Origin of the sequence: Methylobacterium sp. WL120 (genome assembly GCF_008039465.1) — a bacterium.
GTDB classification, from domain to species: Bacteria; Pseudomonadota; Alphaproteobacteria; order Rhizobiales; family Beijerinckiaceae; genus Methylobacterium; species Methylobacterium cerastii.
This window is the reverse complement of sequence record NZ_VRUT01000002.1, coordinates 89,249-104,742: the sequence shown is the minus strand read 5'-3', so window position 1 is coordinate 104,742 and position 15,494 is coordinate 89,249. Positions and strand designations below refer to the sequence as shown.

At 68.9% G+C, this 15,494-nt stretch carries 11 protein-coding genes; 7 read left to right on the top strand and 4 right to left on the bottom strand.

Going from position 1 to position 15,494, the window contains the following annotated elements; all coding sequences use genetic code 11:
- Positions 1-305: 305 nt before the first annotated feature.
- From hpnA to FV229_RS01025, 6 genes are all read left to right on the top strand, one after another.
- Positions 306-1,346, top strand: a complete 1,041-nt coding sequence (gene hpnA, locus FV229_RS01050) for a hopanoid-associated sugar epimerase (RefSeq protein WP_147750155.1) — start codon at positions 306-308, stop codon at positions 1,344-1,346.
- On the top strand, positions 1,343-2,242 hold the full coding sequence (gene hpnC / locus FV229_RS01045) for a squalene synthase HpnC (protein ID WP_147750154.1): 900 nt from the start codon (positions 1,343-1,345) through the stop codon (positions 2,240-2,242). Before hpnA ends, hpnC begins: the two co-directional genes overlap by 4 nt.
- Entirely contained in the window at positions 2,239-3,090 is an 852-nt protein-coding gene (gene hpnD / locus FV229_RS01040; RefSeq protein WP_147750153.1) for a presqualene diphosphate synthase HpnD, read from the top strand. Before hpnC ends, hpnD begins: the two co-directional genes overlap by 4 nt.
- The gene (gene hpnE / locus FV229_RS01035; RefSeq protein WP_187275013.1) at positions 3,090-4,376 is read left to right on the top strand and encodes a hydroxysqualene dehydroxylase HpnE; all 1,287 of its coding nucleotides are present in this window, start codon (positions 3,090-3,092) and stop codon (positions 4,374-4,376) included. The genes hpnD and hpnE overlap by 1 nt, the downstream gene beginning before the upstream one ends.
- 142 nt (positions 4,377-4,518) lie before the next feature.
- Positions 4,519-6,516: a squalene--hopene cyclase gene (gene shc / locus FV229_RS01030; RefSeq protein WP_147750161.1), complete on the top strand. Its 1,998-nt coding sequence runs from the start codon at positions 4,519-4,521 to the stop codon at positions 6,514-6,516.
- An 87-nt stretch (positions 6,517-6,603) separates the two neighbouring features.
- The gene (locus FV229_RS01025; RefSeq protein ID WP_147750152.1) at positions 6,604-7,290 is read left to right on the top strand and encodes a phosphorylase; all 687 of its coding nucleotides are present in this window, start codon (positions 6,604-6,606) and stop codon (positions 7,288-7,290) included.
- A 108-nt stretch (positions 7,291-7,398) separates the two neighbouring features.
- Here the strand turns inward: FV229_RS01025 and hpnH are convergent, their stop codons facing one another.
- The gene (gene hpnH / locus FV229_RS01020; RefSeq protein WP_147750151.1) at positions 7,399-8,562 is read right to left on the bottom strand and encodes an adenosyl-hopene transferase HpnH; all 1,164 of its coding nucleotides are present in this window, start codon (positions 8,560-8,562) and stop codon (positions 7,399-7,401) included.
- A 686-nt stretch (positions 8,563-9,248) separates the two neighbouring features.
- On the opposite strand from hpnH, the gene FV229_RS01015 reads away from it, so the two are divergent.
- A complete protein-coding gene (locus tag FV229_RS01015) occupies positions 9,249-11,906 on the top strand; it encodes an MMPL family transporter (RefSeq protein WP_147750150.1) in 2,658 nt (885 codons plus the stop codon).
- An 80-nt stretch (positions 11,907-11,986) separates the two neighbouring features.
- Here the strand turns inward: FV229_RS01015 and FV229_RS01010 are convergent, their stop codons facing one another.
- The 3 genes from FV229_RS01010 to hpnJ form a co-directional block, all read right to left on the bottom strand.
- A complete protein-coding gene (locus FV229_RS01010; protein ID WP_147750149.1) occupies positions 11,987-12,751 on the bottom strand; it encodes a YfdX family protein in 765 nt (254 codons plus the stop codon).
- A gap of 249 nt (positions 12,752-13,000) precedes the next feature.
- Entirely contained in the window at positions 13,001-13,840 is an 840-nt protein-coding gene (hpnK, locus tag FV229_RS01005) for a hopanoid biosynthesis-associated protein HpnK (protein ID WP_147750148.1), read from the bottom strand.
- 127 nt (positions 13,841-13,967) lie between these two features.
- On the bottom strand, positions 13,968-15,401 hold the full coding sequence (gene hpnJ, locus FV229_RS01000; protein ID WP_147750147.1) for a hopanoid biosynthesis associated radical SAM protein HpnJ: 1,434 nt from the start codon (positions 15,399-15,401) through the stop codon (positions 13,968-13,970).
- Positions 15,402-15,494 lie beyond the last annotated feature (93 nt).

The following is a 15,494-nucleotide window of genomic DNA, read 5'->3' as shown; positions in this document are numbered from 1 at the left end:
TTCGGGTCCGCACGATGACGCTGCCGGACGCCTACCAGGACCACGACAGCCCCGACAAGATGTACGCCGAAGCCGGCCTCGACGCCGCCAGCATCGTCAAAAAGGTCGAGGAAATCCTGCCGGAGCGACAGGAAGGGCGTTCGCGCCTCCGCCTCGCCTGAGTCGCCGGTCGCAAAAAGCGATCCGGGTCCCCTGTGGCCCGGATCGCCTTGTCGTGCGCGCCATTCGATGACAAAAGCCGCGTTGCTGCGGTGCGATGCCCAAATCGAGGGCATCGCCCGCGTTCCCGTGACGATTCGAGCGTGATGGCAGAGGCGACCCCAAGCGGTTCTTCCGACCTCGGCCCGGTGCTGATCACCGGCGCCAGCGGCTTCCTCGGCCCCGCCCTGGTCGACGTGTTCCGCAACGCCGGCTTTCCGGTGCGCATCATGGTGCGCGCGACGAGCCCGCGCACCAACCTGACTTGGGACGACGTCGAGGTGGTCGAGGGCGACATGCGCGACCCGGCGGCCTGCGCGGCTGCGATGCGGGGCCAGCGCTACCTGATCCACGCCGCCGCCGACTATCGGCTCTGGGCGCCCGACATGGAAGAGATCGTCCGGACCAACCGCGACGGCACCCGCAACCTGATGCGCGCCGCGCGCGACGAAGGCGTCGAGCGCGTCGTCTACACGTCGAGCGTCGCGACCATCAAGCCGCCGGACGACGGCGTCACGCCCTCCGACGAGACGCGACCGCTGACGCCCGAGACCGCGATCGGCGCCTACAAGCGCAGCAAGGTCGTGGCCGAGCGCGTGGTGGACGAGATGGTGGCGGAAAGCGGCCTGCCGGCGGTGATCGTCAACCCCTCGACGCCGATCGGCCCGCGCGACGTGAAGCCCACGCCGACCGGCCGCATCATCCAGGAGGCGGCGCTCGGCAAGATGCCGGCCTTCGTCGACACCGGCCTCAACCTCGCCCACGTGGACGACGTCGCCGCCGGCCACCTGCTCGCCCTGCGCAAGGGGCGGGTCGGCGAAAAGTACATCCTCGGCGGCGAGAACGTGCTGCTGTCGCAGATGCTCGGCGACATCGCCGGCATGGTCGGCCGCAAGCCGCCGACGGTGAACCTGCCGCGGGCGGTGGTCTACCCGATCGCCTTCGTCTCCGAGCAGATGGCGCGGATCACCGGCAAGCAGCCCTTCGCAACGATCGACGGCATCCGCATGTCGCGCTACCGGATGTTCTTCTCCGACGCCAAGGCGCGGGCCGAGCTCGGCTACACCGCCCGGCCCTACCGCGAGGGGCTGTCCGACGCGATCGACTGGTTCCGCGCCGCCGGATACCTACCGGGAGTCTCGCGATGAGCGCCCCCGGCTCCGCCACCGAGCTGCGCTCCGGCAAGGGCGCGAACGACGAGAACTTCCCCGTCGCCTCGCACCTGATCCATCCGAAGAATCGCGGCGCGATCCTCGCCTTCTACGATTTCGTCCGCGCCGGCGACGACGTCGCCGACCACGCCGAGCTGTCGCCCGAGCGCAAGCTCGCGCTGCTGGACGGCCTCGCCGACGCCCTGACCGGGGCCGGCCCGTCCGATCCCGAAGCCGAGCCGCTGAAGCGCGAGCTCGCCGCCCGCGGTCTGCCGCCGCGCCACGCGCTCGAACTGCTCGACGCGTTCCGGATGGACGCGCGCAAGACCCGCTACGCCGACTGGGACGAGCTGATCCATTATTGCCGCTACTCGGCGATGCCGGTCGGCCGCTACGTCCTCGACGTGCACGGCGAGGATACGGACCGGGTCTGGGCTGCGTCGGACGCGATCTGCGCCGCCCTGCAGATCGTCAACCACCTCCAGGATTGCGGCAAGGACTTCCGCGCCCTCGACCGGGTCTACCTCCCGCAGGACACGCTGGACCGTCACGGCGCCACCGTCGCGATGCTGGGCGCCGACAAGGCGTCGCCGCAACTGCGCGCCGTCGTCCGGGAGCTGGCCGAGCGGACGCTGGGCCTGCTCGACGACGGCAAGGTGCTGCCCGACCTGATCGACGACCTGCGCCTGTCTCTGGAGATCGCGGCGATCCATCGGCTGGCGGTGATCCTCGCCCGAGGCCTGCTCGACCGCGATCCGCTCTCGGAGAAGGTCCACCACGGCAAGGTCGGCTTCGCGCTGACCGCGCTCGGCGGTATCGCCGCGACGCTGGCGCGCCGGCCGTTCCGCGGCCGCATCGTGCGCGCGGCGCCGCACGGCAAGGTTTTCCCATGACCGCCACAGCCACCGCGACGGCGCTGCCCGCCGACGAGGCCCCTGCCCTGCCGGCGGCCGGCTCGTCGTTCTACACCGCCATGCGGCTGCTGCCGAAGGAGCGGCGCGAGGCGATGTATGCCGTCTACGCGTTCTGCCGCGCCGTGGACGACGTCGCCGACGACGGCGGCGCGGCCGACGTACGGGCGGCCGAGCTCGACCGCTGGCGTGCCGACGTCGACGCGCTCTACGCCGGCAAGCCGCCCGCGCGGGTGCGCGACCTTGTCGTGCCGGTGCAGCGCTACGACCTGAAGCGCGCGGATTTCCATGCCGTGATCGACGGCATGGCGATGGATGCGTTCGAGGACATCGTCGCGCCGGACGAGGCGACCCTCGACCTCTATTGCGACCGGGTGGCGAGCGCCGTCGGCCGGCTGTCGGTGCGGATCTTCGGCATGCCCGAGGCGCTGGGCATCAAGCTCGCCTGGCACGAGGGCCGGGCGTTGCAGCTCACCAACATCCTGCGCGACATCGACGAGGACGCCGAGCGCGGACGCCTCTACCTGCCGCGGGAGAAGCTGGCCGCCATCGGGCTTAGCGATCCGACGCCGCAATCGGCCATCGCGCACCCGCGCATCGGCGAGGTGTGCGCGGCCGTCGCCGCCGAGGCGGAGGCGCATTACGCGGAGACCTGGGCGATCATCGCCAAGAGCCCGCGCAAGCCCACCAAGGCGGCCCGGCTGATGGCGGCGGCCTACCGGCTCTACCTCGTCGCGCTGCTGAAGCGCGGTTGGGCGATGCCGCGGGCGCGGGTGAAGCCGAAGAAGCTCGCCCTGGTCGCCGTTGCGCTTCGGCACGGCATCGTCTGATGGGGACCGTCCACGTCGTCGGCGCAGGGCTCGCGGGCCTCTCGGCCGCCGTGTCCCTGGTGGAGCGCGGGGCACGCGTCGTCGTGCACGAGGCCGCCAAGCAGGCCGGCGGCCGCTGCCGCTCCTACTACGATCCGACGCTCGGGCTGGAACTCGACAACGGCAACCACCTGCTGCTGTCGGGGAACACCGATTCCCTCGACTTCCTGAAGCGGATCGGCGCGCCGGACGACGCCCTGACCGGACCGGACGAGGCCTTGTTCCCCTTTGCCGACCTGAAGACCGGCGAACGCTGGACCCTGCGCCCGAACGCCGGCCGCGTGCCGTGGTGGGTGCTGAGCAAGGCGCGCCGCGTGCCGGGAAGCCGCGCGCGGGACTATCTCGCGCCCCTGGGCATCCTGCGTGCGGCGGCCGGCAAGGCGGACGGCGCCGGCGGCACCATCGGCGCCAGCATGGCCTGCGAAGGCCCGCTCTACGACCGGCTCTGGCATCCCGTCCTCCTCGCCGCGCTGAACACCGAGGTCGCCGAGAGCGACGTCGGCCTCGCCGCCAAGATTCTGCGCGAGACCCTGGGCGCCGGCGGCGCGGCCTGTCGCCCACTGGTGGCGGTGAAGGGCCTGTCCTACGCCTTCGTCGACCCCACCCTGCGCACCCTCGAAGCGCAGGGCGCGAGCGTCCGCTTCGGCCGGCGCCTGCGCGGGCTCGGCCTCGGCGCCAAGGGCGTCGAACGGCTCGACTTCTCGGACGGAGCGGTCGAGCTGGCCGCGGACGATTCGGTGGTGCTGGCGCTGCCCCCTTGGGTCGCCTCCGAGATGCTGCCCGGCCTGTCGGCGCCGAAGGCGTTCCGGTCGATCGTCAACGCGCATTTCAAGATGGTGCCGAAGCCCGGTTCGCCGCTGATTCTCGGCATGGTGAATTCGCTGACCGAGTGGCTGTTTGCTTATCCCGATCGCTATTCGGTGACGATCAGCGGTGCCGACAGGCTGCTCGACGTGCCGCGCGAAGATCTAGCCAAGCAGATCTGGGCCGAGATCGCCACCGTTGCCGACCTTGCACCAGAACTGCCAAGCTGGCAGATCGTCAAGGAGAAGCGTGCGACCTTCGCTGCGACACCGGCTGAGGCCGCGCGCCGTGCCGGGGCGGAGACCGCGTGGGCGAATCTCGTGCTCGCCGGGGACTGGACGGCCACCGGGCTGCCCTCGACGATCGAGGGGTCGATCCGCTCCGGAAAGACGGCTGCGCTCGCCCTGTCGTGCGATGCGGCACGCACGCGCGGCGCGGCATGAGGCACGACCGGGACGACGATTCGTCCGTGCCGGCGATGCGCCGGTACGGCACGTGCGTAGGCGAGACGAGGCGGGCGAGCCGTGACCCGATCCGGGACGATCGGGTTCGGTTCGAGAGTTGTGGCCGGTTGAGGCGAGGATGATGCGAGAGGCTGTGAACAAGGTCGAGGCGCTGCAACGCCCGAAGACCCAGGCGATTTCCCTCGACGACGTGGATCACGGTGTCGCGCGGGCGACCCGTGCGCTCACGGCCTTGTCCCACGACGACGGGCACATCTGCTTCGAGCTCGAGGCCGACGCCACGATCCCGTCCGAGTACATCCTGTTCCACCAGTTCCGCGACACCAAGCCCCCCGAGGGCCTCGAGCCGAAGATCGGCAACTACCTGCGCCGCACGCAGGAGAAGCATGGCGGCTGGGCCCTCGTCCACGAGGGGCCGTTCGACATGAGCTGCACGGTGAAGGCCTACTTCGCCCTCAAGATGATCGGCGACGACATCGAGGCGCCGCACATGCGCCGCGCCCGCGAGGCGATCCTCTCCCGCGGCGGCGCCGCGCAATCCAACGTGTTCACCCGCTTCATCCTTGCGCTCTACGGCGAGGTGCCGTGGGCGGCGGTGCCGGTGATGCCGGTCGAGGTGATGTTCCTGCCGAAGTGGTTTCCGTTCCACCTCGACAAGGTGTCGTACTGGGCGCGCTGCGTGATGGTGCCGCTCTTCGTGCTGCAGGCGACGAAGCCGCTGGCGAAGAACCCGCGCGGGATCGGCATCGGCGAGCTGTTCCTGACGCCGCCCTCCAGCGTCCGCCGCTGGCCCGGCAGCCCGCACGCGACCTGGCCGTGGACGCCGATCTTCGGCGGGATCGACCGCATCCTGCAGAAGGTCGAGGGGCACTTCCCCAAGCGCATCCGCCTGCGGGCGATGGAGAAGGCCCGCGCCTGGGTCAGCGAGCGCCTGAACGGCGAGCACGGCCTCGGGGCGATCTTCCCGGCCATGGTCAACACCGTGCTGATGTACGAGGCGATGGGCTACGGCCCGGACCATCCCCAGGTCCGCGTCGCCTGCGACGCCATCGAGAAGCTCGTGGTCGTCAAGGCGCACGAGGCCTACGTGCAGCCCTGCGTCTCGCCGGTCTGGGACACGGCGCTCGCCGGCCACGCCCTGCTGGAGGCCGGCGGCACCGACGCCGAGGGCCAGGCCCGGGCCGGGCTCGACTGGCTGCTGCCGCGCCAGGTGCTCGACATCGCCGGCGACTGGGCTGCGGCCAAGCCCAAGGTCCGCCCCGGCGGCTGGGCCTTCCAGTATGCCAACGCGCACTACCCCGACCTCGACGACACCGCCGTGGTCGTGATGGCGATGGACCGCGCCATGCGCCAGCACGGGCTCGTGGCGAACATGCCGGACTACACCGCCTCGATCGCCCGCGCCCGCGAATGGGTCGAGGGGCTGCAGTCGAAGGACGGCGGCTGGGCGGCGTTCGACGCCGACAACAACCATATGTACCTGAACCACATCCCGTTCTCGGATCACGGCGCGCTGCTCGATCCGCCGACCGCGGACGTGACGGCCCGCGTCGTCTCGATGCTGTCCCAGCTCGGCGAGACCCGCGAATCCTCAAAGGCGCTGGACCGCGGCGTGACCTACCTGCTCAACGACCAGGAGCAGGACGGCAGCTGGTACGGCCGCTGGGGCATGAACTTCATCTACGGCACCTGGTCGGTGCTCTGCGCGCTCAACGCCGCAGGCGTCGACCCGCAATCGCCGGAGATCCGCCGCTCGGTGGAATGGCTGATCCGCATCCAGAACCCGGATGGCGGCTGGGGCGAGGACGCGTCGAGCTACAAGATCGATCCGGCCTTCGAGGCCGGCTCCTCCACGGCTTCGCAGACCGCCTGGGCCCTGCTGGCCTTGATGGCGGCGGGCGAATGCGACGACCCGGCCGTGACGCGCGGTATCAACTTCCTCGCGCGAACCCAGGGGGCGGACGGCTTCTGGAACGAGGAGCGCTACACCGCCACCGGCTTCCCGCGGGTGTTCTACCTGCGCTACCATGGCTACCCGAAGTTCTTCCCGCTCTGGGCGATGGCGCGCTACCGCAACCTCAAGCGCGGCAACAGCCGCCAGGTCGCCTACGGCATGTGACGCGTCGCCGGGGCTCGCTCCCGGCGCATTCGATTCGAGTGGGAATCGTCGCCCGATCCGCGGCCCCACCGCTCCAGACCGGTGTCGATGTCCTTGCAGCCGAACGTCCTCGTGGTCGCGGGCCTCGCCCGCGAGGCCCGTATCGCCGCCGGCCGCGGTGTCGAAGCGATCCAGGCCGGCGGAAGCCCCCAGCGCCTGCGCCTCTTGCTCGACGCGCGCGCCGCACCCGGTTGCCGCGGCGTCGTCAGCTTCGGCATCGCCGGCGGCCTCGATCCGGCCCTGCGGCCCGGCGACGTCGTGGTCGCGACCGGGATCGTCGCCGACGCGCGCTGGCCCGCGGACGCCCGCTGGACCGCGATACTTCTTAAAAAGCTCGAAACGACGGGACGACGCGTGGTGACGGCCGACCTCGCGGGCGTCGACGCCGCGATACTCACGGTCGCGGACAAGGCGGTCCTGCGCCGGGAGACCGGGGCCGCGGGCGTGGACATGGAATCGCACGTGGCCGCCGCCTACGCCGCCCGGCACGGCCTACCCTTCGCTGCGATCCGCGTGGTCTGCGATCCGGCAGAGCGAGCCTTGCCCGCCTTCGCCGCCCAGGCGCTGAAGCCCAACGGCGATCCCGACATCCTTGCCGTGCTCCGGGCGCTGGCGACCGGCCGCGCGCGGCCGCGCGACCTGATCGGTCTCGCACGCGATTCGTCTGCGGCGTTCAAGGCGCTCGCCGCCGCGCGGGCAACGCTCGGCGCAGAGCTCGGCCTGTCGGAGATCTAGACTCCCTCCCGCTCGCCGCTCGACCTGCCCGAACACGAAAAAGCCCGCGGCCTTTGAGGGCCGCGGGCTTGTCTCTGGATCGTCGAGGTGATCCGACCTGCGTGCGGATCAGGCCGCGGTGCGGTTGCGGGCTTCGCGCTTGGTGTCGACGCCCGACGCTTTGATCTCGGAGAGCTTCTGGGCGACGTTGCGCGAGAACACGAACTCCGCCGGGCGCTGGTTCTCGAGGCTGACCTCGGGGGCCATCTCGCCCTCGGTCTTGATCCCGCGGAAGGCGTGGATCAGCGGCTTCCAGGGCTTGCGGACCGAATCGACCACTGAGGAGGCCTCGTAGCCCGAGTGGACCATGCAGTCGGCGCACTTCTCGTAGTTGCCGGTGCCGTAGGAATCCCAGTCGGTCTCCTCCATCAGCTCCTTGAAGGTGGCCGTGTAGCCCTCGCCGAGCAGGTAGCAGGGCTTCTGCCAGCCGAACACGGTGCGGGTCGGGTTGCCCCAGGGCGTGCAATGGTAGGTCTGGTTGCCGGCCAGGAAGTCGAGGAACAGGCCCGACTGCTGGAAGGCCCACTTCTGGCGGCCCTTCTCCTTGCCGGCCCGGAACACGCCGCGGAACAGGTCCTTCGTCGCCTTGCGGTTGAGGAAGTGCTGCTGGTCGGGCGCGCGCTCGTAGGCGTAGCCGGGCGAGACGGTGATGCCGTCGATGCCCATCTTCGTCACGCTGTCGAAGAAGTCGGCGATCTTGTCCGAGGACGAATTGTTGAAGAACGTGCAGTTGATGGTGACGCGGAAGCCCATCTCCTTGGCCTTGGCGATCGCCGAGACAGCCTTGTCGTAGACGCCGCGCTGGCACACCGAGCCGTCGTGCATCTCCTGGTCGCCGTCGAGGTGGATCGACCAGGTGAAGTACGGGCTCGGCTTGTACTCCTTGATCTTCTTCTCGAGCAGCAGCGCGTTCGTGCACACGATCGCGAACTTCTTCTGCGCGATGATGCCCTCGACGATCTGCGGCAGGTCCTTGTGCAGCAGCGGCTCGCCGCCGGCGATCACGACCATGGGTGCGCCGCACTCGCGCACGGACTCAAGCGCGTCGGCCACGGGCAGGCGCTTGTTCAGGATCTCGTCGGGGTAATCGATCTTGCCGCAGCCGGCGCAGGCGAGATTGCAGCGGAACAGGGGCTCCATCATCATCACGAGCGGATAGCGCTTCCGGCCGGTGAGATGCTGCTTGAGGATGTAGCTGCCGATCGTCGCGACATACCGGAGGGGGATTCCCAAGATACGGCTCCTGTTTGCGTAGCCCCGAACCAAGGGGCTGCTTAACGTGAAAAAATTTCGAATTCCAGCGCTCTAGCCTGGAACCGATCTGAACGGGCGGGTTCTGGACCGTTCTGTGCCGGTGTTTGCGGCGCTGACGCAAGCGGGCCACAGCCCCCGTCGCCATCGCCGGGCGCACAATTCGTTAGCGCGGACCCCATCCTGCCATTGCGTCGGCAATGCGACGGCATTCCCGGTAAACCGCATCCACGGTGATATTGCAGTGCGAAACGGCGCCTGCGCCACACATCGATGGGGAGAGCGAGGCGCGCCGGGCGTCGCTGCGTTGCAATCGAGGGGCTGCAAGATTACTGAGCGCTGCGGCCTTGGCGCAACGATCGTGCCCCGGATGCGTCCTTTCCCGACGTCGTCCGGTGCGCGAACCCGGTCGGCGTCGCGCTTGCGTCCACACGGCATCGTGAGACGTGCGGACCGCGAACGGGCCCGGTCCTGCAGCTATGCCGGGCCGTGGGCGGACGAGAGGTCGACGCGTCGGGGTCCGGCGCTTCGTCCATTAGGGTCGGCCCGAGGGCTCGGTCCAAGGGCTCGCGCCGCCGACGGATCCTGCGGGAACCGGGGCGGCAGCATCGAAGGTTCGAGAGGGATGCGGCCTGGAAGGGCGGCAGCTCCAGGTAGGTAGGGTACTCGTGATCGAACGACTCGTCGCGTTTTCCGTCCGGCATCGGTGGGTCGTGATCGCCCTGGTGGCGCTGATCACCGCTGCGAGCACCGGGGTCGCCGCGCACCTGTTCCGCATCAACACCGATGTCGAGCGCCTGATCGACCCGAAGGAGCCGTGGCGCCAGGACGAGATCAACTACGAGAAGGCGTTCCCGCAGCGCACGAACACCGTCGTGGCGGTGATCGACGGCAAGACGCCGGAGCAGGCCGAGGAGGCCGCGAACGCCTTCGCCAAGGCGATCGCCGTCCACAAGAACCTGATCGAGACCGTCTACCGCCCCGACGGCGGCCCCTTCTTCGAGAAGAACGGCCTGCTGCTGCTTCCGCAGGCGGAGCTCGAGAAGACCACCGAGCAGCTCGTGCAGCAACAGGGCCTGCTCGGGCCGCTGGCCTCGGATCCGAGCCTGCGCGGCGTGATGCGCGTCCTCGGGCTCGGCGCGCGCGGCATCAAGAGCGGCGACGCCAAGATCGAAGACCTCGACAAGCCGATGGGCGAGATCGATCGGACGCTGCAGACGGTGCTCGACGGCAAGCCCGCGCGGATGTCCTGGCAGCTCCTTCTCTCGGGCGGCGAGAGCAAGACCACCGACCTGCGCAAGTTCGTGTTGATGCAGCCGGTGCTGGACTTCAACGCGCTGCAGCCGGGCTACACGGCGACCAAGCTGATCCGCAACGTCGCCAAGGATCTCAACATCGATGCCGAGCACGGGTTGACGATGCGGCTCACCGGCCCGGTGGCGGTCGCCGACGACGAGTTCGCGACGCTCTCGGACGACGCGCTGCTCAACAACCTTGTCACGGTCGGCGCCATCGTCTTGTTCCTGTGGCTCGCGCTCCGTTCGGCGCCGCTGGTCGTGTCGGTGCTGATCACCACCTTCTCCGGCCTGATCGTCACGGCGGCGCTCGGCTTGCTGATGGTCGGCGAGCTGAACCCGATCTCGGTCGCCTTCGCGGCTTTGTTCGTCGGCCTCGGCATCGATTTCGGCATCCAGTTCTCGGTCCGCTACCGCGCCGACCGCTACGAGCAGCCGACCCTCGAAGACGCGATTCGCGCCGCCGCGCGCGGCGTCGGCTGGTCGCTGACGCTGGCGGCGGTGTCCCTCATCGCCGGCTTCTTCGCCTTCCTGCCGACGGCCTTCCGCGGCGTCTCCGAGCTCGGCCTCATCGCCGGCGTCGGCATGGTCGTGGCCTACTTGTTCGCGATCACCTTCCTGCCCGCGCTCATCGCTGTCTTCCGGCCGAAGGGCGAGAAGGTTGCGGTGGAGACGACGTGGCTCGCCGGCGTCGATCCGTGGATCATCCGCAACCGCAAGGCCGTGCTGATCGCCGTCGGCCTGATCACGCTGGCCGGCGCGCCGCTGCTGTGGAAGCTGCCGTTCGATTCGAACCCGATGCACCTGCGCAGCCCGCACGTGGAATCGATCGCGACCTACCTCGACCTGATCAAGGACCCCGCCACGAGCCCGAACGTTGCCGACGTGCTGGCGCCGAGCGTGGACGCCGTGCCGGAGGTGACCAAGAAGCTCGCCGCGTTGCCGCTTGCGGCCGACATCATGAGCATCGACACCTTCGTGCCACGCGACCAGGACAAGAAGCTCGCGACCGTCGCCGAGACGGCGGAGTTGCTCGATCCGATCCTGAACCCGACGCGCAAGCCACCGCCGCCGACGGACGCCGACAACGTCAAGGCGTTGAAGGACACCGCGACCGCCCTGTCCGGCATCGCCGGCGGCAACGCGCCCGGCAACAAGACCGCGGGGCAGCTCTCGCGGACCCTCGAGAAGCTCGCGGCCGCACCGGTGGCGAAGCGCGAAGCCGCGTCGGTCGCCCTCACCACCGATCTCGGTCCCCTGCTCGCGCGGCTTCGCGGGATTCTGCACCCCGAGAGGATCACCCTCGCCAACCTGCCGCCGCAGCTGAAGGCCGAGTGGGTCGCCCCAGACGGCCGCGCCCGCATCGAGGTCCACCCGAAGGGCAACTCGAACGACGACGAGGTGCTGCGCCAGTTCGCGGCCGAGATCCAGACCGTCGCGCCGCACGCCACCGGCGCGCCGATCGCCACGACCTCGTCGAGCTACACCATCCTCGGCGCCTTCGTTCAGGCGGCGGTGACGGCTCTCGTCCTGATCTTCATCATCCTCTCGGTGGCGCTGCGTAAGCCGTGGGACGTGGCGATGACGCTGGGGCCGCTGGTGCTCGCCACCCTGTGGACGCTGATGGCCCTGCACGTCGTCGGCATGCCGCTGAACTTCGCCAACATCATCGCCTTGCCGCTGATGCTCGCGGTCGGCGTGGCCTTCCACATCTACTACGTGATCGCCTGGCGCGCCGGCGTCACCGACATGCTGGCCTCCAGCCTGACGCGGGCGATCTTCTTCTCGGCGCTGACCACCGGTACCGCCTTCGGCTCGCTGGTGCTGTCGAGCCATCCCGGCACGGCGAGCATGGGCAAGCTGCTGGCGTTGTCGCTGTTCTTTACGCTGATCGCGGCCTTCTTCGTGGTCCCGGCCTTCCTCGGCCCGCCGCCGAGGCAGCCCGACGCCGACCGTCCCGAAGGCGAAGAAGCCGGACGCCTGCCGGGTGCGGGCTCCAAGGTCCACGCGGAGCCCGCCGCCGTGAAGTGACGGCGGTCGTCCCTGAAGCCTTGAACGCGGCGCCGTCCTGCCAAGGACGGCGCCGTTTTCGTTTTCGCTGGAAGACGCGATCAGTGCGCGGGCGCGGCCGTCCCGGTCGCGGCCGGGTCCGCCGCCGTCGTCTTGGAGGTGGGCGCAGCCGTCGCGGCCTTCTGCGGCAGCGACGTGGCGTCGATCACGTCGAAGCGTACGCCGTCCTCAGCCTGCTTCAGCGTCGCGTTCGCCTCGTAGTACTTGCCCTGGTCGAGGAGCTTCGCCGCCTGGTCGACGTCGGCCGTGGTCTTCGCCAGCGGCACGACGGCCATGGTGAAGTTCACGTTCACGCCGGCGAGCTTCAGGGTGTCGATTGCGCCCTTGCGGTCGCCTTTCGCGAGGTTCTTGTTGGCGCTCGCCACGGCGACGGCCCTCTGCGGCGTGGCGACGAAATCCTCGTCGAGCACCAGCTGCCCGTCGACGGGCAGCCATGCGACGGGCTGCTTCACGTCCCCTGTGGACGTCGCCTTGCCCATGGTGCCGGGCATGGTCCCCTTCCCGGCCTCAGGCGCCTTCAGGTCGGCCTCGGCCTTGGTGAAGACGCTCTCGTCGACCTTGGCCTTGGCGAACGCCGCCTGGGCGTCGCCGACCAGCGTCTTGGCCTTGGCCGGGTCGGCGTCGAAGATCGCCAGGCGCGCCATGTGCAGGTCGCGGAAGCCCTTGGCCCCGTCGGCCGAGAGCTTGCCGACATCCTTCTGGATCGCGGTCTCGTGCGGGGCCGCGGCCTGGTCGGCCGCGTAGGCTGCGCCGCCGAGGGCGACGGATGCGGTGAGAACGGTGGCAAGCAGGGTATGACGGGTCATGATCGCATCTCCGATACGTCCCCCAGCGGCGGCGGTCCTGTTCGACGACCGTCTTTTTGCCCTAGGGCTGCTATCGAAACGCAATCCGTCAGATCTCGTTGCGTGAATTGTTCGTAATGTAACGTTCATTGTACGGATATAATGCGCAATGCAATGAGTAATGTTTATACAATGCGTATAATATAGTATCAACGACGTTGATCGGATCGTTCTCTATTCGCCGAAGGCGTGGTCTATCCGCCGTGCGCCCTACGAAAAATCCGAAAACCCGCCGCGGATGATCTTTTCTCGCGCGAGGATCGCCATCGCTTCGGGGGCGACGAGCGCGTCGCGTTCGGCGGCGTAGGCGTAGCCGGGGGCCTCGCCCGGAAAACCTCCGGCGGTGGCAGGATGGGTGTAGAGCTCCGTCAGCCCGTCCGGCAGGTTGGCCAACAGCGCGGCGACGCGGGGCGGCGTCATCGCCCCGGACCAAGCCAGACCGAGGGTGCGGTCGGGGATCGTCAGGCTCATCCTGCGGGCGCGCACCGCGAGCAGGGCGGCCCAAGGCGCGGTATCCAGCGCCGCACGCGGGGTCGCGCCGGGCTCGGCCAGCCGGAGCACCGCACGGGGCTCGCGCGGCACCCGAATCGCCCGCATCCCGTAACGCGGCCCGATCGCCAGCACCGCGCCCGCGATCAGCGGATGGACGTGGAAGTGCTTGTGGGCGTTGACATGGTCCAGCAGCAAACCCGTCGCCCGGAACGCCTCGAACTGCGCCGTGATCTCGGCGCTCAGCTGGCGCCGGGCGGCGGGCTTCAGCGCCAGGTCGAGGCCGAGGCGCTCCATGTCGCGGCGCATCAGGCCGTCCGCATCGGTCAGGTCCGGCAGCTGGGCGGCCGGCAGCGTCGGCCAGGCCTCGACCAGCACCAGGTGCAGCCCCACCCGCAGCGACGGCATCCGCCTGGCGCGGGCGACCGCGTCCGCGGCGGCGGGTGCCGACACCATCAGGCTCGCCGCGGTGAGGATGCCGTCGCGATGGGCCTGCTCGACGGCATCGTTGACCTCGCGGCTGAGGCCGAAATCGTCGGCGGTGACGACGAGACGCTTCACGGAAACTCCCCAGGAACGCAGATCGCGAGCAGGGCACCTGCCCTCCACCCGCCGGGGCCCCCGGCCCAATAAACGAAAACGGCCGGGCTGCGAGGCCCGGCCGACGACATCATGAGACCGAAAGGGTTCAGGCGGCCTTGGCGGTGCCCTGACGCTCCTTGAGGAAGCGGTAGAACTCCACGCCTTCGCGCAGGCGCCGCTTCATCATGTCGGGCGACCGGACCATCTCGGAGACGATCGAGGCGATCTTCGGGGCGCGGAAGTAGAACTTCCGGTAGAACTCTTCGACGGCCGCGAAGATCTCGGCATGCGACAGGTGCGGGTAGTGCAGCGGTGCGATCTGCACCCCGTTCTCATCGACGAGCTCGGCGTTCTCGACGTCGAGCCAGCCGTTCTCCACCGCCTGCTTGTAGAGGAATGTGCCGGGGTAAGGCGCCGCCAGCGAGGCCTGGATGGTGTGCGGATTGATGCGCTTGGCGAAGGCGATCGTCTCCTGGATCGTCTCGCGGGTCTCGCCCGGCAGGCCGACGATGAAGGTTCCGTGGATGGCGATGCCGAGGTCGTGGCAATCCTTGGTGAACTTCTCGGCGACCTCGACGCGCATGCCTTTCTTGATGTTGTTCAGAATCTTCTGGTTGCCCGACTCGTAGCCGACCAGCAACAGGCGCAGGCCGTTGGCCTTCAGCACTTCCAGGGTCTCACGGGGAACGTTCGCCTTCGCGTTGCACGACCAGGTCACGCCAAGCTTGCCGAGTTCGCGCGCGATCTCCTCGGCGCGGGGCAGGTTGTCGGTGAAGGTGTCGTCGTCGAAGAAGAACTCCTTCGTCTGCGGGAACTCCTTCAGGCAGTACTTGATCTCTTCGATCACGTGCGCGACCGAGCGGGTGCGGTAGGTGTGCCCGCCCACCGTCTGCGGCCACAGGCAGAAGGTGCAGCGGCTCTTGCAGCCGCGGCCGGAATAGAACGAGATGTACGGGTGCTTCAGGTAGCCGATGAAGTATTTCTCCATCTCGAGGTCGCGCTTGTACACGCTCGTGACGAAGGGAAGCTGATCCATGTCGGTCATGATCTCGCGGTCCTCGTTGTGCACCACGACGCCGTCGGCGTTGCGATAGGACAGACCCTTGATCTCCGACATCGGCGTGCCGTCTGCGACTTCCTTGACGGTGAAGTCGAACTCGTTGCGGGCGCAGAAGTCGATGCACGGGGCCTGGGCCATCGCGCCGGCGGCGTCCACCGCGACCTTCGCGCCGATCAGGCCGGCGATCAGCTTCGGGTTGGCGGCCTTCAGCGCCTCGACGGTCTTCACGTCCGACTTGAACGACGGCACCGAGGTGTGGAGCACGACCATGTCGAAGTCGTTGGCCTGGGCGACGATCTCCGGCAGCTTGATGTTGTGCGGCGGCGCGTCGATCAGCTTCGAGTTCGGCACAAGGGCGGCCGGCTGGGCGAGCCAGGTCGGATACCAGAACGACTTGATCTCGCGCTTGGCCTGGTAGCGGGAACCGGCGCCGCCGTCGAAGCCGTCGAAGGTGGGAGCCTGAAGGAAGAGCGTGCGCATGGGGTTCAAGGCCTCAGAGCAGGGCGATCGGGTCGGAAGGACGACGAATCGGGGATGAGAGAGCGAAACAGCAAGTCGAGACGGCGGGCTGGC

Coding starts and splice junctions, on each gene's coding strand:
- hpnA (WP_147750155.1), top strand. CDS start 306: ATGGCAGAGGCGACCCCAAGCGGTTCTTCCGACCTCGGCCCGGTGCTG.
- hpnC (WP_147750154.1), top strand. CDS start 1,343: ATGAGCGCCCCCGGCTCCGCCACCGAGCTGCGCTCCGGCAAGGGCGCG.
- hpnD (WP_147750153.1), top strand. CDS start 2,239: ATGACCGCCACAGCCACCGCGACGGCGCTGCCCGCCGACGAGGCCCCT.
- hpnE (WP_187275013.1), top strand. CDS start 3,090: ATGGGGACCGTCCACGTCGTCGGCGCAGGGCTCGCGGGCCTCTCGGCC.
- shc (WP_147750161.1), top strand. CDS start 4,519: ATGCGAGAGGCTGTGAACAAGGTCGAGGCGCTGCAACGCCCGAAGACC.
- FV229_RS01025 (WP_147750152.1), top strand. CDS start 6,604: ATGTCCTTGCAGCCGAACGTCCTCGTGGTCGCGGGCCTCGCCCGCGAG.
- FV229_RS01010 (WP_147750149.1), bottom strand. CDS start 12,751: ATGACCCGTCATACCCTGCTTGCCACCGTTCTCACCGCATCCGTCGCC.
- hpnJ (WP_147750147.1), bottom strand. CDS start 15,401: ATGCGCACGCTCTTCCTTCAGGCTCCCACCTTCGACGGCTTCGACGGC.